This is a genomic window from Undibacterium sp. KW1 (assembly GCF_009937955.1).
In the GTDB taxonomy this organism is placed as follows: Bacteria; Pseudomonadota; Gammaproteobacteria; order Burkholderiales; family Burkholderiaceae_D; genus Undibacterium.
Genome location: NZ_AP018439.1, coordinates 4,654,856 through 4,675,005 on the forward strand (window position 1 = coordinate 4,654,856; position 20,150 = coordinate 4,675,005).

General features: G+C 53.0%; 12 protein-coding genes and 1 pseudogene. All 13 read right to left on the reverse strand.

Annotated features, from left to right (window positions below; genetic code table 11):
- Window positions 1-23 precede the first annotated feature (23 nt).
- A complete protein-coding gene (locus UNDKW_RS20790; RefSeq protein ID WP_162060268.1) occupies window positions 24-1,166 on the reverse strand; it encodes a sugar ABC transporter permease in 1,143 nt (380 codons plus the stop codon).
- Window positions 1,167-1,208: 42 nt separating this feature from the next.
- Window positions 1,209-2,786: a D-xylose ABC transporter ATP-binding protein gene (gene xylG, locus UNDKW_RS20795; RefSeq protein WP_162060269.1), complete on the reverse strand. Its 1,578-nt coding sequence runs from the start codon at window positions 2,784-2,786 to the stop codon at window positions 1,209-1,211.
- Window positions 2,787-2,871: 85 nt separating this feature from the next.
- Window positions 2,872-3,885: a D-xylose ABC transporter substrate-binding protein gene (gene xylF / locus UNDKW_RS20800; protein WP_162060270.1), complete on the reverse strand. Its 1,014-nt coding sequence runs from the start codon at window positions 3,883-3,885 to the stop codon at window positions 2,872-2,874.
- A 133-nt stretch (window positions 3,886-4,018) separates the two neighbouring features.
- Window positions 4,019-5,803 carry an IlvD/Edd family dehydratase gene (locus tag UNDKW_RS20805; protein ID WP_162060271.1) on the reverse strand — a complete coding sequence of 595 codons (1,785 nt, stop codon included), beginning with the start codon at window positions 5,801-5,803 and terminating at the stop codon, window positions 4,019-4,021.
- Complete coding sequence (locus UNDKW_RS20810) at window positions 5,800-6,681, reverse strand: SMP-30/gluconolactonase/LRE family protein (protein ID WP_370529044.1); 882 nt, start codon at window positions 6,679-6,681, stop codon at window positions 5,800-5,802. The genes UNDKW_RS20805 and UNDKW_RS20810 overlap by 4 nt, the downstream gene beginning before the upstream one ends.
- Window positions 6,678-7,445 (reverse strand): SDR family NAD(P)-dependent oxidoreductase, encoded by a 768-nt coding sequence (locus UNDKW_RS20815; protein ID WP_162060273.1) that lies wholly within the window; start codon window positions 7,443-7,445, stop codon window positions 6,678-6,680. Before UNDKW_RS20815 ends, UNDKW_RS20810 begins: the two co-directional genes overlap by 4 nt.
- A gap of 83 nt (window positions 7,446-7,528) precedes the next feature.
- The gene (locus UNDKW_RS20820; RefSeq protein WP_162060274.1) at window positions 7,529-8,749 is read right to left on the reverse strand and encodes a fumarylacetoacetate hydrolase family protein; all 1,221 of its coding nucleotides are present in this window, start codon (window positions 8,747-8,749) and stop codon (window positions 7,529-7,531) included.
- Between the two features lie 213 nt (window positions 8,750-8,962).
- Window positions 8,963-10,048 (reverse strand): endo-1,4-beta-xylanase, encoded by a 1,086-nt coding sequence (locus UNDKW_RS20825; protein ID WP_162060275.1) that lies wholly within the window; start codon window positions 10,046-10,048, stop codon window positions 8,963-8,965.
- Between the two features lie 85 nt (window positions 10,049-10,133).
- Window positions 10,134-11,714 carry a beta-xylosidase gene (locus tag UNDKW_RS20830; protein ID WP_197892957.1) on the reverse strand — a complete coding sequence of 527 codons (1,581 nt, stop codon included), beginning with the start codon at window positions 11,712-11,714 and terminating at the stop codon, window positions 10,134-10,136.
- 150 nt (window positions 11,715-11,864) lie between these two features.
- Complete coding sequence (locus tag UNDKW_RS20835; protein WP_162060276.1) at window positions 11,865-14,717, reverse strand: TonB-dependent siderophore receptor; 2,853 nt, start codon at window positions 14,715-14,717, stop codon at window positions 11,865-11,867.
- A 55-nt stretch (window positions 14,718-14,772) separates the two neighbouring features.
- Window positions 14,773-17,148 carry a pectinesterase family protein gene (locus tag UNDKW_RS20840; RefSeq protein ID WP_162060277.1) on the reverse strand — a complete coding sequence of 792 codons (2,376 nt, stop codon included), beginning with the start codon at window positions 17,146-17,148 and terminating at the stop codon, window positions 14,773-14,775.
- 67 nt (window positions 17,149-17,215) lie between these two features.
- Window positions 17,216-18,529, reverse strand: coding sequence for a glycoside hydrolase family 28 protein (locus UNDKW_RS20845; RefSeq protein WP_162060278.1), 1,314 nt, complete (start codon window positions 18,527-18,529; stop codon window positions 17,216-17,218).
- Between the two features lie 220 nt (window positions 18,530-18,749).
- Window positions 18,750-19,883, reverse strand: a pseudogene (locus UNDKW_RS20850) (IS4 family transposase).
- Between the last annotated feature and the right edge of the window lie 267 nt (window positions 19,884-20,150).

The window sequence follows — 20,150 nt, forward strand, 5'->3', positions numbered from 1 at the left end:
CAGTTCTGGAGCGAACTATTCAATCATCTTTTTGCAGAGCGTGTACTGACATCCACCCATACTGCCAATGTCAGGATGCAGCCTTTGACTATCATCTGCCAGTAGGTATCCACATCCAGCATGGACATGCCATTGTCCAGACTGGCCATGACCAGCGCCCCAATCAGGGCACCATATACTGTGCCAGAGCCGCCACGCATGGAGGTGCCGCCAATAAAGCAGGCAGCAATCGCATCCAGCTCGCCCGAAGTACCGGCAGAAGGTGAGCCAGCCGCCAGCCGTGCGGTATTGATGAGGCCAGCCAGCGCGCACATCAAACCCATGATGCCGAATATCCACAGCTTGATGGCATTCACATTGATGCCCGAGAGGCGGGTGGCTTCCATATTGCTGCCCACTGCATAAATCCTGCGGCCAAATACGGTTTGCGTAGTCATGTAGCTGAAGATGCCCAGCAAGACCAGCAGCAACAGCACAGGCAAGGGGATGCCTTCGTAGCTGTTAAAGGTGATGACAAAGGCCAGCAGCACCGCCGCAATCGCAGCAAGCTTGATACCATCACGCCACAGCGGTGCGACTTCCAGTCCATGCTGCGCACGCTTGTTACGCTGCTGCCAGGTCAAAAATACAGCCAGCGCGAAAAGAGCTATTCCCAGCAAGATACCGGTGGTCGCCGACAGGTAACCCTGGCCCAGATACACCATGTCAGCAGACACTGGCGCTACCGTGGTGCCACCTGTCACACCCAGCACGATACCGCGATAAGCCAGCATGCCACCCAGGCCAACAATAAAGGATGGTATCTTCATGTAGGCAGTCAGGTAGCCATTGAACAGTCCTATCAGCAAACCGAAAATCAACACCACCATGAGATTTAATGGCAAAGGTAAATGATGGGTCACATCCAGTACCGCTGCCACACCACCCAGCAAACCCAGCAAGGAACCGACAGACAAATCAATCTCGCCAGCGATAATCACCAGCGCCATGCCACAGGCGACGATGCCGGTAATCGACATTTGCCGCATCAGGTTGGACAGATTGCGCGGTGTAATGAAACCACCTTCGGTTTTCCAGCTGAAGAAAGCCCAGATCAATGCAATGGCAATCAGCAGGGCCAGCATTTTGTATTGTGTGAACAGCTGTTTGATATTCAGGTTTTTCATTTTAATTTTTACCGATAGCGATGAATGGCATCAGATGGGTGATCATGGCACAGGGCTTAATTGACTTGCCTGGTTTGACTGGTTGGGCGCTAGTACATGGCTTTGATCCAGCGCCGCCGCCAGCAGGGTTTCCTGCTTCAAATCCTGATTGATGAAGTTGCCGCGCAGCTTGCCCTCGCCTATCACCAGCACGCGGTCAGAAATACCCAGCACTTCGGCCAGTTCAGACGACACCATGATGATGGACATACCCTGCTTTACCAGTTCAAACATGAGTTTGTAGATTTCATATTTGGCACCGACATCGACACCGCGTGTCGGCTCATCGAGTATCAAAATCTTGGGTTTGGTCAGCAACATTTTCGACAGCACCGCTTTTTGCTGGTTACCGCCGGACAGGCTGGTAATAGGCAAAAACGGGCTGGCGGTTTTCAGGGTCATGCTGGCGATTTCTGTACGTATGGTCTTCAGTTCGGCTTCTTTGTCTATGCGGCTCATGCGGGCAAATTCGTGCAAGACGCTCAGGCTCATGTTCTGGCCCACATCCAGGTCGGGGACGATGCCATGCTGCTTGCGGTCTTCCGGCACCATGGCCAGGCCAGCGCGTATGGATTTCAACGGGCTGCTGCTGTCAAGCTTGCTGCCATTCAGCCAGACTTCAGCTTCATATTCACCAGGATAAGCACCAAACAGGGCCGACACCAGTTCAGTACGGCCAGCGCCAACCAGCCCGGCTATACCCAGAATCTCCCCCTGGCGCAGAGTGAATGAAATGTCATCGACACGCTTGCGCTGCGGGTTTTCTGTGTCATAGCAGGTCACATTGCGCGCTTCAAACACCACTTCACCGATGGTATGATCTTGTCTTGGATAAAGCTGGCTCATTTCACGCCCCACCATCTGGGCGATGATGCGTTCTGCACTCATATCGGCCATGGGTGTCGTGGCAATGTGCTGACCATCGCGTATCACTACGATGGTGTCGCAAATGGCTTCGACTTCATCGAGCTTGTGCGAGATGTAAATGCAGGTCACGCCCTTGGCTTTCAAGGCGCGGATAATATCCAGCAAGACCGTGATTTCTGATGTCGTCAGTGAAGATGAAGGTTCATCCAGTATCAACAGTTTGGCCTGCTTGTTGAGTGCCTTGGCTATCTCTATCAATTGCTGGTGGCCGCCACCATAGTTCTTGACCGGCAGTACTACATTGACTTCAGGTATATTCAATTCACGCAATAATTCTTCGGCCCGCTTGTTCATGGCGGCATAGTCCATGCGGCCACCGGGCAGGGTGATTTCATTCCCCAAAAACAGGTTTTCGGTGACTGACAATTCTGGCACCAGCATCAATTCCTGATGGATGATGATGATGCCCGCCGATTCAGTATCGCGGATGGACTGCGCCTTCAAGGGCTTGCCTTCCCACAGGATTTCACCATCCCAACTGCCATGCGGGTAGACACCAGACAGCACCTTCATCAGGGTGGATTTGCCAGCGCCGTTTTCACCGCACAGGCCTATGCATTCGCCAGCCCTGACCTTGATGTCGATACCGTTTAAAGCCCTGACACCGCCAAACTGTTTGACGATACCCTTCATTTCCAGCAAATATTCAGACATGCTATTTTTCTCGGAAGAACCTGGAACAAGCCAACACAAACAACCAAACCTGGCCCATCAGGCTTGGTTTTAACTGCATGCTGTATCAGTTGGCAGAAAGCTGTGCCTTGGTATAGAAACCCTCGTCAACCAGCAGGTTCACATTTGCCTTGGTGAGGGAAACAGGTTTCAAGAGTAAAGTACTGACTTTTTTAAAGCCATTGTCGTATTGGGAATTGTAGGCAGGCTTTTCATTGCGCACCAGTTGCACAGCCAGTTTGGCAGCTTCAGAAGCGATCAGTTTCAAAGGCTTGTAGACGGTCATGGCCTGGGTACCTGCCATCACGCGCTTGACGGCAGCCAGGTCGGCATCCTGCCCGGAGACTGGCACCTTGCCACTGAGTTTTTGCGAAGCCAGTGCCTGTATCGCACCGCCAGCAGTGCCATCGTTGGAAGCAACGATGGCATCAATCTTGTTGTTATTCGCAGTCAGGGCATTTTCAACGATGGACATGGCTTCAGCAGCGCTCCAGTCTTTCACCCATTGTTTGCCGATGACCTTGATATCGCCTTTGTCCATCAAGGGCTGCAAGACCTTCATCTGCCCTTCACGCAAGATCTTGGCGTTATTGTCGGTAGGCGCACCACCCAGCAAATAATAGTTGCCTTTCGGTTTCAATTGCACCAGGCCTTCGGCCTGCATTTCACCGACCTTGGCATTGTCGAAAGAAATGTAGGCATCAATATCTGCATTCAGGATCAGGCGGTCATAGGACACCACCTTGATATTGGCTTTCTTGGCTTCGCGGATGGCGTTATTCAATACCGTGGCGTTGTAGGGTACGATCACTAGTACATCAACGCCACGCGAGATCAGGTTTTCTATCTGGGAAATCTGGCGCTGTTCACTGGCGTCGGCTGATTGCACAAACACCTTGGCACCGAGTTTTTCTGCTTCTGCACTAAAGAAATCCCTGTCTCTGACCCAGCGCTCTACCCGCAGGTCATCGATGGAAAAACCGATTTTTGGATTCTTGGCATCAGCGTGGGCACTGCCAGCCATACTGCCACCCAGGGCAAGCATGACACTGAGGATAGCGATTTTTACTTTGGCATTCATTTTTTGTCTCCGTTTGGATTAAAGCATGGGTAATGGCATTGCCAATCCCATTTATTATTGCTTTATGTATTCGTTATTCTGGATACTTTGTTTCTTGTATTGTCACTTATTTAAGCATATTAATTTGAGCATCTTAGTGATTATGGCGGGGTAAAGTATTTCCTATGCCTATATACGGTACAGCCAATTCCATGCAGGCCCCGGTTTCCAGTTGCCCGACTGTAGAACGATAAATCTCTTGCCATGGCGTCTGGCTGGCAGGATATGCCGGCATGCCCTCAGCCTTGCGGCTTTCCAGTTCTTCTGGAGTGATCAACATATCGCAACGCCCGGTGTTCAGGTTGATACGTATGGTGTCGCCGGTACGGATATAGGCCAGGCCACCGCCGACCGCGCTTTCAGGCGATGCATTCAGGATGGATGGACTGTCCGACGTGCCGGACTGCCTGCCATCACCCAGAGTAGGAAGGTTCAATATGCCGCGCTTCAACAGCGCATCCGGCGGTTGCATGTTCACCACTTCAGCCGAACCGGGCCAACCCACCGGGCCAGCACCGCGTATCACCAGGATGCTGTCTTCATCAATATTCAGCGATGGGTCATTGATACGTGCATGGTAATCACCAGAACCATCAAATACCACGGCCTTGCATTCAAAGATGTTTTCCTCTCCGGACTTGCTCAGGTAACGGGCGCGGAATGCGGGTGAGATCACGCTGGTCTTCATGATGGCAAAGTCAAACAGATTACCCTTCAACACCATGAAACCGGCTTGTTGTTTCAGCGGTGCGGCATATGGATAGATGACTTCGCGGTCATTCGTCTGCCTGCCGTCCAGGTTGTCGTGCATGGTCTTGCCGGTCACGGTAAGACGGTCAGCGCGCAGTTTTCCTGCTTGCAGCAGTTCCCACATGATGGCGGGTACACCGCCGGCGCGGTGAAAGCGCTCGCCCAGGAACTTGCCCGCCGGCTGCATGTTCAAGATCAGCGGGATGTCATGCCCATGCGCCATCCAGTCATCTGAATGCAACTCGACATGAGCATGTCTGGCCATGGCCATGATATGTGGCTGAGCATTGGTGGAACCACCAATTGCGGCATTTACCACGATGGCATCGAGGAAGGCATCACGTGTCAAAATACTGGATGGACGGATATCCTGATACGCCATCTCGACAATGCGACGGCCTGTTTCATAGGCGATCTGGCCGCGTTCACGGTAAGGCGCGGGAATGGCCGAACAGCCAGTCAGCGACATGCCCAGGGCTTCAGCCAGGGCGTTCATGGTGGATGCCGTGCCCATGGTATTGCAGTGACCTGCCGACGGTGCTGATGCCGCAGCTATCTGCAAGAATTTTTCTTCATCGATATCGCCTGCCGCCAGTTGCCTGCGGCCCTTCCAGATGGCAGCACCAGAACCTACCAGTTCACCATCCATCCAGCCATCCAGCATGGGGCCACCAGACAAGACAATCGCCGGGATATCCACCGTTGATGCAGCCATGATCTGGGCTGGCGTAGTCTTGTCACAACCCGTAGTTAACACCACGGCGTCGATAGGATAACCATGCAAAATCTCAACCAGGCCCATATACGCCAGGTTGCGGTCTATTGCTGCGGTTGGGCGGCGGCAGTTTTCAAAAATCGGGTGCAACGGGAATTCCATCGCAATACCACCGGCATCCCGGATGCCATCGCGTACCCGCTTCGCCAGCTCCAGATGGATGCGGTTGCATGGGCTGATATCACTGCCGCTCTGTGCAATACCTATGATGGGGCGACCAGAACGCAGTTCGTCAGGGGTGATGCCATAGTTCATGAAGCGCTCCAGATACAGCGCTGTCATGTCGATATGATCGGGATTATCAAACCAGTCTTGCGAGCGGAAGCGGCGAGCCTTGTTATCGTCAAACATCATGATGCAGACTCACTGAACTGATATTGCGGCAGACCGGGCACGTCCACACGGAAAGAAAACAGACCGCCCGCCAATGGCTGCTGTTCACGTTTTTCTGCCGACATGCCTTTCCAGGCCGTGGTCACAAAGACGGTACGCAAATCATAGCCACCAAAACATACCTTGGTGATATTCGAACAGGGGAAATTGATGACCTGGACGATTTCTCCAGCGGGGGAATATCGCTCCACACGATTGCCAGCAAAAATCGCCACCCACAGAAAACCTTCTGCATCGACCACCGTGCCATCCGGGTGGCCACCGGTGCTGATGTCGGCAAACACACGCTTGCCGGACAAGCTGCCATCAGGTGTCACATCAAAGGCATAAATCTTTTTGCGTAGGGTATCGGTGTGATAAAACACTTTGCCGTCAGGGCTCATGCAGGGGCCATTGGTGATAACGTAATCATGATCCCTGGCCTGCAAATTGGCCAAAGTATTAAGGCGATACAGCGAACCGCTAGGCGCTTTTTCACCATCATCCATGGAACCAAACCACAGGCAACCCTGGCTATCAATATAGCCGTCATTAAGGCGATTGTCGGGTTGATCAGTTTCCACTTCCAGCATGCTGCTGAAGCTACCGGTGCTGCTGGAAAAGCGCACCAGCTTTCCCGGCAAGCCACAGATGAAATTGCCGCTTTCCCCCTTGATGGGCAGGATAAAGCCGATCTGGTCTGGCGCATGCCAGCTCTGGCGAGCCGAACCATCTTCTGCACAGCGATGGATTTTATGGCTTTTGATATCCACGAAGTAAAGCGCGCCCGCGTGCCATACCGGGCCTTCGCCCAGATGCGTAGCCACTTCCCAAATGCAGTGAGACTGATCCAATATCATGCGCCGTACCATCCTGCGTCCACAAAATAATCACGTCCCGAACAACGCGCGGCGTTGTCAGAGGCCAAAAACAAAGTCAGGGCAGCGACGTCTTCGGTTTCCACCCTTTCGTGCAGGCATTGGGCGGCCAGTATCTGCGCTTCTTCTTCCGGCGTGTGCCACAGTGCCATCTGGCGTGGGGTACGTACTGAACCGGGGATGATGCAGTTGACACGTATGCCGTCTGGCCCCAGATCACGGGCCAGGCCACGGGTCAGGCCTTCTATCGCTGCCTTGGCTGTCATATACAGGCTGAGCTTGCTCAGGGCAAGATGCCAGGAGATGGAACCAAAGTTAAGGATAACACCACCGCCCATGGCTTTCATACCTGGTGCCACGGCCTGGGCACAAAAAAACTGGTGACGCAAATTCACGGCAAAACTGTCGTCCCAATAAGTGGGCGTCACATTCTTCACATCATGTCTGTCGTCATTGGCGGCATTATTGATCAAAATCTCGACAGCACCATATTCACTTTCTATATGGGCCAATACTTTGGCCAGCGCATCCAGGTCGGTCAGGTCACAATGCATGAATCTTGGCGGTCTGGCAGACTGATGGAGACTTTTTTCCAGCGCCTGCGAAGCCTGGTCGGCGATATCCAGGAAAAAAACCTGCGCGCCCTGCTTGCAAAAGGCATCTACGATGGCAGCGCCTATGCCGGTACCGCCACCGGTTACTACTACTCTCTTCCCGGCCAGATTCGGGTAACTTGCATAAATCATTGGTTTTCTTTCTTGGTCCGCATAGAGACCAGGGTTCCCTGCCTCTGACGACGCCTTGCTTATGCTATTACTTGCGCTATTACTCATACTTGTGCAGCACCTGAGGCAGCGTGCTCACTCATTCCATAAGCCAGGCCACGCGCGGCCAGGTTGCGGTACAGGGCACTGACTCCAAAATCCCAGCGAGCGATCGCATTACTATACTTGACATGGTTCATCAAAGCGCCCAGTGCCGGACAGCCGATTGTGACCCGGTCACCTATATGGTGGGTAAAGCCACTGCCTGCCGCATCCCTGTCCTCGATGGGTGAAAACATGGTGCCCAAGAACAGCATGAAACCGTCAGGGTACTGGTGGGTATTGCCACAAACCTGGTTAACCAAGTCCAGCGGGTCACGGCTGATTTCACGCATCATGCTGATACCATCGAGTCTGAAATCGTCATCCAGACCTTCTATCAGCAATCTGACTTCGGCCTGGCGTATGGTATCGAGCGTGAATGTGTCATCAAACAGGCGGATGAAAGGGCCTATCGCACATGAGCCGTTATTGTCTTTTGCCTTGCCCAGCAACAAGGCACTGCGCCCTTCTATGTCACGCAGGTTGACATCATTGCCCAGAGTGGCCCCCACTATTTGAGCGCGGCTGTTGACGGCCAGCACGATTTCTGGCTCGGGGTTATTCCAGCTGGAGTCAGGATGTATGCCTACATCAGCACCAAAACCGACTGCCGACATGGCTTGAGACTTGGTAAATACTTCGGCATCGGGGCCTATGCCAACTTCCATATATTGCGACCAGGCACCACGGCTGATCAGATCCTGCTTCAATTTTTCAGCTGTGTCAGAACCCGGACGTATGCGCGACAAATCCGAACCTATACTGGCTTGCATGGCGGCACGCAGGCTGTCCGCCGCCGAGGCGTCACCACCAGCCTGTTCTTCGATAACGCGCTCCAGCAAGCTGACCGCAAAGGTGACGCCACAGGCCTTGATCGCCTGCAGATCACAGGGAGCAAGCAAATAGGGAGCTTCACTGCCAGCATTTCGGTTGAGGGAGTGCTCAATCAGAGCCTGTACGTCCCCCATGGACTCGCCACCTGCGTTCAGCGCGAAAGCCAGTGGATTTTCTTTTTCCAGCAAATCAGTCACGGTTTGCACCTGTGCCGTAATGTCAAACACTTGCCCCTGCCGCACGACGACCACACATGGCCCGTTGATCTTGCCAGCACGCCATACGCGCCCCAGCAGCACCGCTTGTTGAAACTGATCCGGCAAATAGGATATGGCGGATGTATTATTCATGATCTTCTCCCGTATAGCGATTTTTTTGTTCACCTGACTCTTCGCTTCAGAGTTTCCTGTCGTTAATGCCCGACAGGCAGCAGGTGTCCCGAACTAATTCAGGTATCTTGCCTAGGTATACTCGCTGGTATCAGGCCTATCCACAATTATGAAACTCACCAAGATGAATCATGATTACGTTCAAGACAGGCGCTGACAGCTGCGAGTGCGGGCTTATTTCCCTGTCAAAGCCTCAAGTACGCCATCAAAAGCAGGTTTGCTGGTGTAATCATCATTGAACAACAGCGGCCACTCTGTGCGTTTGTGGAACTTGCTGAGCCAGGTCTCGCCATCAACCACGCCCCAGAAGGTGATGCCGCCGCGCAGTGCTGGTGGCACTTCTTCCAGATAAGCAGCGACGATAGCCTTGTAACGCGCTTTTTGGATAGCCGCAGCGGCAGGGGTCAAAGACTTGAGATCATTGCGCTGATTCATCGCTACATCCAGCTCGGAAATGCGTACTTTCAAGCCGCGCTTTACCACAGCCTTGAAAGATTTCCTGATCTGTGCAATGGCAGGATAGTCACTGTTCACATGCATTTGAAAACCTATGCCATGGACAGGTATATGCCGCACCTGGAAGTCATCGATCATGCCCAGCATGAAATCCAGCTTGGATTGCACGGCCTCGGTATTGAAATCGTTGTAATACAGGTCTGCTGCAGGGTCGGCAGCATGCGCTGCGACAAAGGCTTTTTCTATATACGATTTACCCATTTTTTGATAGAACAGCGACTTCCTGTAGCCTGCGGGGACGTTTTCGTCTATGACCTCATTGGCGACATCCCAGCTGGCAACCCGCCCGGCAAAATGCTTGCATATCTGCGTCACATGATGGGCCAGCATGGCATCCCAGTCGCCAGCATAGTTTTTCATCCATGCTGGCACCTGATAGTCTGGATGCCATACCAGGGCATGGCCATGCAAGATCATGTCGTGCTCCTTGGCGTAATTGGCGAGGGCATCTGCATCATCATAGCTGAACTGGTTTTCTGCTGGATGCAGGTAACGCATCTTCATGATGTTGGCGGCAACCAGGCTATTAAATTGCTGGTTGATCAGTGCCTGCTGATCGGTTTTCTTGAAAAGGCTGCGCTTCTCGTCACCAGCGCTGACTGCCACCCCGATGGGAAAGGCCGCCAGATTTTTCAATGCAACGGTAGCAGGGGCTTTATCATTGCTCTCAGCAGCACCGGCAGTCTCAATAAGTACGACGGCCAGGCTGGTAAGCAATAAACCGCAGAATGTCTTTTTATGCATATTTTTTCAAGAAGATTAAGAAATCTGGCTTGCCACAATCACAGCAATCCTCATGCTGCCTGGCATCTATTGTGAGCATTTTTTATCAACGCTGTGCCGCTGTCAGCTTAAGCAGTATCACATCGTTTTCACGCATGGTGACTTTGATATAAGCCTTGCCTGAGCGGCTGACCTGGAATTTGCGTAACTCAGCTTTATCCTGTGTCAGGCTTTGCAGCGTCTGCAATTGCTCTGCGCTGAGTGACTTCGGCGAACTCATTTCCAGATAGGCGGTGTGCGCATCATTGGCCAGGTAACCAGTCCGATAAATTTGTGCCGTGTATTTACCCGGCTTCAGGCCAGTCAGTTGCAACTCCAGCGGGGCAGTCTCAACAGACGGCAATACCTTGGTGTAAAACGCACGATTGCTCTTGTCCTGCACAGGCTGGCGATAATCCCAGGCCAGCACTTGCAGTGTCTTGCCGCTGCGGCTTACATAGCTCTGTGCGTCTTGTTTACCTTGTATGGAGAGTATTTCATCGCCCAACTGGTGCAGGTATTTATAGGCAAAAAATGCTGGCTTGCGTAGACCCTGAGGATTGAGCAAGCCAAAGCCACCTTCAAATGGTGCTGTTGGTGGCCCCGGCTCTTCAAACAGATCAGTGTAAGTCCAGTAACTCATGCCTTGCAATTGCCCTTCACTGGATTTCAGTTTGGTGAGGATATAGGCGGCGCTGATATAAGAATCATGCACAGGGTCACGCGGCGCATAGCTGCTACTCCATTCAGTAAAAAACAGTGGCAATTCAGGTTGGGCGGAAGCCTTGATCTGGGCTCTTACCTTGTGTACATCAGCCACGATGGCATGCGGTGAAGTGGAGAGTTTGGTATCACTGACACCATGTTCGTCAATGAAACCGCCATCCACACCATAGGTATGGGTAGTAATGAAATCCACCGGGGCACCCGTTTTTTGCGTGAATGCCAAAAACTCCGACACCCAGGCAGCACCAGCAGTAGCTGGCCCACCCACCCTGAGTTGCGGGTCTATCGCCTTGATGGCACGGGCAGTTCTTTCATATAAATCGAAATAGGCGGCCTGATCTGCGCCTTCCCAGAAGATGGCAAGATTAGGCTCATTCCAGACTTCAAAATACCAGCTCCGGACTTCTTCTTTCCCATAACGCGCCTCCAGGTGGCGCGCAAAGGCATCCACCAGGGCGGTCCACTTTACCGGGTCGGGGTGTGAGATATTTCCCTTCCAGTAAAAGATGGTTTTCTCAGAACTTCTCATTGCATGCGGCGTGAAGCCCAGTTCCACAAAGGGTTTGATGCCCATGCGCAACAAGCGATCGTACAGTATATCTATCTTGCTCCAGTCATACACCGGTTTGCCGTCGTGCTCAGTGTAGGTTTGCAAGATATCATGGAAAATGCCATGAAAGCGCAAATAACGAAAACCCAGTTCATCCTTGATGATCTGCAACTGGGCAAGACTGTCTTCCCTGATCAGGGTACCGGGATAATCTGAACCTATGGATAAATCAGCAAAGTGATCACGCGGCACGCCGGGAGCATTGACATCAATGCTGATACGACGTGGCGCGGCGGCATGTGAGACGTTGAACAGGCTGAGCAGGCTGAAAAAGAACGGCATTGCCAGGACGAACGACAGTGGTTTGAACATGAAGGCAGCCTTTGGAATGTGAGCTTGCATTCTGCGGCCAGCTGCCAGCCTGTGCAATTATGAAAATCGCTAGCCAGCAGAACGATAACTGCCAGCTGGCGCGAAGAGCTGGCCAAAGCAGCCCTTCGCTTACTGCTTATGCAAATACCATCAGAATGAATACTCGGCCTTGACCGTGTATGCACGACCTATGGGTTTGGCGATATTTTGCGCAAACACGACGCGTGAACTCAGCCTCTGATTCGACAAAGGTGGATCAACATTCAACAGGTTATTGATACCCAGGCTCAACCTGAACTTATCCGAATAGCGATAGTTGGCACTCAGGTTATAAATGATATAGGAATCGATCACGTTGTAATACGGCTGCCCAAATTTTTGCGTAGGCAGGGCATTGGTGTCCTCATAACTGGCAGTATAAGATTGCGACAACTGGGTGGCGAACTTGCCCATATTCCAGGACAAGCGCAAATTATGACGCCAGCGGAATATATAAGTATTCGCCGAAGTCGAACCTGTAGCCAATGCCCCCGGCCTGCCTACACTATCCACCCACGCACCGCCCACGTCGTTTTGCCCCTCGTACTTGTTGACGTAGGTGCCGTCCATGCTGACACCAAATTTACCCCAGCTAGTTGTCGGCAACAGGTAGCGGAAGTTGGTGTCAATACCGCGCGTATGCACACCGCCCATATTCAGGCGGGTGACGACGATATAGTTCAGCGTGCCATCCGGGTTCCTAACAAACAGATTGGAATACTTGTTCACATCGGAAAAAATTGTTTCTTCGGTGATCTGGGCGATGGTTCCCTTCATGCGTATGTCCCAGATATCGAAAGAGAGCATCATGTTCCTGACTGGTTCCAGCACGATACCCGCAGTCAGGGTACGTGATTTTTCCGGTTGCAGATCAGGATTGGCACCTGTCAATATCGTCAATTGGGTATTACAGACGCGGGCAGGATCAAGATTCAATCCTGCATACTTGGGGTCACTGGTCAGTGTGCCTGTATTTGGCTGCGATGGCGTCGTACTAGGGCAAAGCAAGGGATCATCCCAGCGATTGGTAGATGGCGTCTTCGTGCGTGGCGTGCCATACAGTTCTGGCAGGGTTGGTGCGCGGAAACCGGTGCTGGCAGTGCCGCGCAACATGATGGCCTTATGTGGTTCCCAGCGCACACTGGCCTTGGGGTTCACGGTAGATCCAAAATCACTGAAATGATCAGCACGGGCAGCAAAGGTCAGATCCAGCCCTTTGCTCAGTGGTGCATCGATCTCCACATACAGACCAGCAATGGTGCGCGCACCACTGGGGTTGGCACCCGGTGTGCCGGAGGTCTTGTAGACGATATCGTTGCTAAGGGCACTGGTCGAATCGGTATACGTTTCCCTATGCAGGTCACCACCCACTGCAATAGAGAGTGAACCGCCAGGCAATTCTTTCAATACGCGTGACAGATTGAAATCAGGGCCAAAGTATTTCACGCTCGCAGTACGATAATTGGTATCGTCAACCTTGATGCTGTTGAGATAAGCCTGTCCTGTCGCGTCCTGCGCACCGAATGGATTGAGGATACCATTTGCCACGCCATCGTACAGTTTAGGTGTGCTGACAAAGCCACTCTTCCAGCTGACACGCCGCTTGCTCATCGCGGCATTGAAGCCGACACGGTAATCCCAGCCCATGAACTCACCCTCGTCGGCGACGACAAGGCGGTTGGTATTCTGGCGGTCATCCGTGCCTGCCGGGCCAAGTTCATCCAGGCTCCAGGTCAGGGCCAGGTCTTGCCCGGTGACCCCGGCAACTGCTGGCACGCCACCGCTACCACCTGGGTACCATTTGCTGTTCTTGCTGATGAACAGCGGCTTGCGCACACCGGGATTGAGCTTGTCGTAATCAGTCTGCGCACCAAAAACCTGCGGTGGATTCAACGCATCAATATAGGATTCACTAGCAAGCACTTCAACCGTCATCAGTTTATTGTCACCATGACGCAAAGCCCCTTTGCTAAACAGCGTGGTTTGCTTGTTCTCAGGCAGCAGTTGCGGATAAAGACCGGGGTCGAGAATACAGGTCTTGATGCCGGAACCTGATACCTTGGTCGAGGGCAGGCTGTACTGCGCGCCATAATTGCTGGTGCAGCCAGTTGCCCAATACGGATTGCCCGTAGTCGTAGTGGCCTTGCTGTTAGTGTACACCGTAAAGTTAGCCGGTGACGACGATGAGCCTGAAGTATTGGTAGAAAACACGCTGCCGCCAAGCTGGGCAATGGCATCCGGGTTCGAGAGCTCTGGCCTGTCTTTCTGCATCAGGGAGGAGCGGGACTGTATGTCAAATGCCGCATACACATTCCAGCCATCTTTATTCAGATCACCCTTACCACCAGCAATGGAAAAACGGCGCTGGTCACCACCACCAGAACGCTGCGGGGCGACGACGCTGGCTGCCAGCCTGATCTCATTGAGAGTGCGCCTGGTGATGAAATTGACTACACCGGCGATTGCGTCAGTACCATAAATCGACGATGCGCCGTCACGCAAGACTTCCACCCTTTCGATGGCGCTCATGGGGACAACATCGACGTTAATCGAGCTGTCGCCGATAGCCTCATTTGGCAAGCGACGTCCATTCAGCAATACCAGGGTGCGGTTGGTGTTCAGGCCACGCATATTGATCATGGTGCCACCGCCACCGCCACCGACCGGTTCATTGGTAGCACCCATGACCAGCGAAGTGGCTACCTCGGACATGGTCGTCAGCCCCTGTGCTTCCAGTTCTTCTGCCTTGTAGGTAGTCAGCGGCAAGGCATTTTCTGTGGCCAGCCGTTTAATCGACGAACCGGTAATTTCTATCTTGGTGACCGGAGTTTGAGGAGCTTGAGGGGCCTGATTTTGCCTTGCCATCGCCTGGTTCTGGTTGATCAAAGTCAGCACGGCCAGCGTCACTGCGCTGATCTTGATGCTGGCATGCTGGGGAAGTCTGGTGCGCCTGATTTTTTCCATCTTTTGTCTCCATCTGTAGTTTTATTGAGTTTTATAGCTTTATAGTTTTATGGCCTTACCTGCTATCCGGTGGCGAAGGATTCCAGCCTTTGCCGTTGTCGAAACTGGCGAAAATCTGGCGGCGACTGGCAAAGCGCCCCGCCACCTGCTTTTCGGTTAATGTGTGACCTGGCAAGCGCTGCGATACATCGAGAGGCTTGCCGTTGATATCCATGCTGCCGTACTCACCCCAGCCAGCACCTGGCTGGGCCTGCGCCGACTCTGGCTTTGGCAACAGCCAGCCCACAGGGGCGATATGCGTGTCCATCCTGCAGTGGATGAAACTGACCTTGTCCCAAGTGCTGGGCGGCCCCTGCCGGGCCAGATAAGCCGTGCCGGGCAAGACATCGTTTTGGCCTGGACCAGGCCCATGGGTCAGGCGACTGTTGAGAAAAACAAATCCAGCTTCATCGGCAGCGACCGTGCGGGCCTGCACGATGTAGCCGCCACCCTTGCCCGGATTGGCACTGTCACCGACTGAACGGATTTCACTTTCTTCGAATAAGGCGGCCCTGTTGCCACCCCAGATAAAATCCACATTGCCTGCAATCAGCGAGCGATAAAACCAGGAATAGCCCTTCACCTGTATGGTGTCCTGCTCACTGAAGAAACTGGCATTGTGTGCCAGCAGACGGCCACGGTCACTATTGAATACCAGGGTTTCTGCCTGCGCCCCCTTGCTCCTGGCACGCACCGCTGTATTGACTAGCGTGAGCGTGTCCAGCGTCAGCATGTCGGCATCTTCAATCAACAACACTGAACGCCCGCCAGTAACGGATGGCGTGTACGGCCCCTGACTGATACCCGTGCCTGGGTTATTACTGTCGTCGTTGTAAGCCTGAAGAATGACACCATCACGGCTTTCGCCACGCAGGGTAAGATTGTCCTTGCCCTTCAAATAAAGTAACTGATCGTAGCGGCCATTGGCGATATGTATGGTCACTGCTTCTGCACGCGACATGGTGCGCATGACGTGATTCAAGGCACCCTGCACAGTACGGAAATCTGCCGGGCCATCATCATCGACAGTCAGACTGTTGCCAGAGGGCGCCGCCCTGCGCGTGCTGAATGTCCATCCTGCCGCTCGGCCCAGCCCGGTAAATGCCTGCCCATCAAGACTGGCATTGGTGAAGACACCTGCATCCACTGCAACGTAATATTCCGTGCCATATGCCAGACGCGCATTGTGCGGTTTGATCGTCACGGTCTTGCCATCTATGCTGATGGGCTTGTAACGCAGCACACGTTTGAATTCTTGCCCGGCGTAGCCGATCTCATCAATGTCATCACCAAGACGGATGACATCAACCAAGGCATTATCGGAGGCCCGGAAAATGCGCACAGAGCCACCCTGCCCCAGGCTGGGTACCTGATCAAACACGATGTGCAAAGGCGTGTCTGGCGGCACATCTTCAGCATTTGCAGCCGGGCTGACTTTGCCTTGCAGTGCATAGCTTTGTGCAGATGTTGCGAAAGCCGGGGTGACACTGACAGCGAGATAGCCAGCCACATTGGCATCTGCCTGGCTGCTTACCGTAATGGGCGCTGTGCCGGGGTGCGGCGCCGTGAGTATGATTTCGCCATCCCTGACTACCACACTGGCAATGCCCGGCGCACTTGATAACGCAGTGATTGGTATGGCAAGCTTGTCATTGTCTGCAGATATGCGCGCCGCATAATGCAGCGGCGCATCACCCGCCTGCAAGCTGACCCTGTCGTTCATGCGCGCCAGGCCAAGGCGTAGTGGTTTGTTTCCAGCGGCACCGCTACGGACATCGTCAAACTCAAAGCCCTGGCCTTTCGCCAGCAAGCCTATGCGTCTTTCGAATGACGAAGCATCTGTAGCTGTGCTCAACATTTCGCCGTTCAGGTATAGCGTCAGCAAGTCACCGGCCACGTCCAGCCTGAGTGTGTAAAAACTACCCTCCGGCCCCGGCTCTTTTGCTGACTGCTTCAATCTGCTCAGCTTGCCATTCTGCATTTTCACCAACTCTATGAACAGCTTTTGCTTGTCACGCTGAATAACGAGGCTGGCAGCCAGCCAATTGTTTTCGTCCTGGTAGTGCGCCAATAGATAAGCCTGGCCATCTGCAGCATTTGTACTGGCGACGGGGCGCATGCGTTCCTCGACAAAGTAATCTGCACCTGGTATTGCCTCTGGTGCAGATGCCAACAGCGGCCCACCCTGCCCGCTTAGTAGCAGCACGTGATTACCCGATCCATCCTGGCGGCGCACATTCGCATCAGATATGCCGGCTTCTTTGCTTGCCCAGTGCGTCGCGCCATTCTCGAAATCGTCGCACCAGCTTGCGCCACCAGGGCAGGTTCCTGCTTGTGCATGCAATGCATACACGGTCGCCAGCACAGCCAGGAATAAATGACTAGTTTTCATAGATATGTGTGAGGAATTTATTTGGGCAAGCATCTGCTGGCGCGCGCCAGCAGATGCCTGTCATTCGCTATTCTGGAAACGGCACGAAGCGTTCCTGGCAATTAAGCGTCTTTGCATCAGCCGCGTTAAGCTGACCCGTCAGCCTGGCAAATTCCAGCTTGACTACTGGTTTGCCGTCAACGACAACATCTTGCAGTGCGAGTTGCAGCGGGCGCTGTTCGTCATATCCCTGCAAGATCACTTGCCCAGGTGTCAGGCTGTGCACGCTTTCCATACGGATATCGGTATAGGAAGGAATTAACTGACCCGACGGACCTGGCTCATATTTTGTATCGATATACAGCGGCCAGCGATTATCACGCAGGCAGACATCGCGATAGACAACACCAGAAACCACGCCGCCGCGCCTGTCATTACTCTTGATGCGCAGGCCCGAGGTAGTGCCATCCATGACCAGGTCTTCAACCAGCACATTACGCACCCCGCCATTGGTTTCACTGCCTATCGACATGCCATGGCCGCTATAGAAATGATTATGCAGGATAGAGATATTTTCACTCCGCCCGTTATTGCCAGCCTTGATGGCGACGTTGTCGTCACCGGTGCGTATGTAACTATGCGCAATCGTCACATTGCGCGATGCTCCCGGATCTATACCATCGGTATTGCGCGCATCATGTGGCGTATCGATACGTATTCCCCAGGCAGTAAAGCCATCAACACGGTTCATCGCCACGTGGAAATTCGGCGAATTGCGCAAGGTGATACGGTGCATCGTAAAGTCTTGCACCTTATCCAGCTGTATAAGGCGCGGCACATTCTGGCGCTGTTTTTCTTTCTGCGCCCGGCGTGCGATCTGCCACCAGGTTTCGCTCTTGCCCTCTATGATCTGGCCACCCTGGCCATCAATAATACCCTCACCCATGATGCCAGTACCCGACACTCCTTCGACTGTGATAAAGGGTTGGCAGCCCTTGCCAGTGGCATCGTTAGTGCCACAGGTTTTTGCACCACGGTCATACAACAAGGGATTGGTGCTGGCATACAGAGTCACGCCTGCATCCACCACCAGCGTGACACCGCTACGCAACTTCAGGGGGCCAGAAGTAAATGCCTTGCTGCCAGCACCGGCAGCCAGTTGCACGGCCTTGCCTGGCGCACAGCTATCCAGTGCAGCCTGTATGCGCGGCGCATCATTTTGATTTGCTGTCGATGTTTCTGCCAGCAGAGTGGCGCAGGTAGCTGGCATGACCGGCTCGCGAACCGTGCGCGTGTCTTGCGCCTGTGCTGTAGTAGACAATACAGAAATGGCCGCAACCCCGGCCAACGCCTGCAAACGCAAGGGATGCCCATGTGCTTGGGCGAAATTGAATAAGTACATATATCGTCTCCAGTTATTATAAATGCGTATGTCTGTGAATCTGTGACATGACGCTAACCGGAGCACCTCGCGTACTCCACGCCGTTTAGACGAGGGCCATGAAAAATGATGGCCGAGGTCGCTCGGTTGTATCTGTTTTATTGCTTTGTGAACAGCCTATCTAATTTTCGAGTTCACCTGATTCATCTATGAAAAAGACTCACTAGTGTCCCAACGTTTCTCATAGTAGAGACATCTGTTTTGGTTGATTTTCGTCATTGAGATTTCCCGATGGCGGCGTAAGTAATTGATTTATTGGTGTTGTTTCAAACATGGTGAGACTCAGGATTTGTAGAATCTCGTAAAGACTGTGAGGCAAATGCAGACGTTTTTTGACGATAGCGATGAGTACATAAGTACAGACCGCGATCCATATTTGCGTCTTCACGGCATTCTCGCTGGTTCCCAGGAAGGTTTTGATACGCAAATGTTGCTTGATCCACTTGAAGAACAATTCGACCTGCCAACGCTGCTTGTAAAGCGCTGCGATCATCTCCGGTTTGAGAGTGAAATTGTTGGTCAAAAAAATGATGCGTTCCCCAGTGTCGTCCTTGACGACGACACGACGCAAAGTTGCCGGGTAGTCCTTGCTTGCGTAGAAGAGCGGGAGTACGCCCGTTTGATCGCAGATAACGCTGCTCGTCGCCCGATCGACTGGCTGCGAATACCGACGCTTGAACCTGGTATTGCTTTTTGCTCTCGTGACAAAGAAGGCGTCCGCCGCATGCAGCCTGTGCAATCGGGCGAAGTCCAGGTAGCCGCGATCCATCAGGTAATACGCTCCTGGCTCGATGAGCAGATCGTCGAGAATATTGACCTCGTGGGTCTTGCCGTCGGTGATATGAATGAAGCTGGGAATAGAGCCGCGCAGGTCCAGCAGTGTATGCAATTTGATGGCCGCCTTGGTGGACCGGAAAGGTGCCCACGGATACACCGATAAACACAGGTCGATGGTAGTGGCATCGAACGCATAGACCGTTGCATCGAGGTCCACGCCAAATGGTTCGCTGGCATACAACGGGCGCGCCATCGCAATCAGGTGCTGCGCCAGATCGGCGTAAATTTGCCAGGGGCGCGTTGCATTTGCATTGGCCAGCGTATTGCGGGAAATCGTCGCGCAGCGAAATCCCATGTGGTACAGCCGATGGGGCTGGGCGCGCAAATTGACTTCGATATCGCGCAACGATTCCCGATAGGTCAACTGCGCAAAGGCCATGGCGAAGAATTGATCCAGACAGGAAAAATCCTTGACCTTGTGATCGCCCCTGTGGGCTGCGACGCATCATCGAAAAGTGGTCAGTGGCAAATACGTCATGACCTGCGAGAAAACGAGTTTGCCCTGATGCGTAGGAGCCTTTGGCGGATATCCGCAAAAAGCTCCAATTCTGCGCCTCGACGTTCAAATCGAGACCAGATAAAAACATCATTTTATGCAAACAAATCATTGACTTACAAACCCCTGATGTGAAAACGTTGGGACACTAGTGAAAAAGACTAACAGTTGAAAACGAAATACACCATCAGCAGATTTGCTGATGGGAAGAATCATTACTCGATTTGGTGATTTTCACAAATTTTTGTT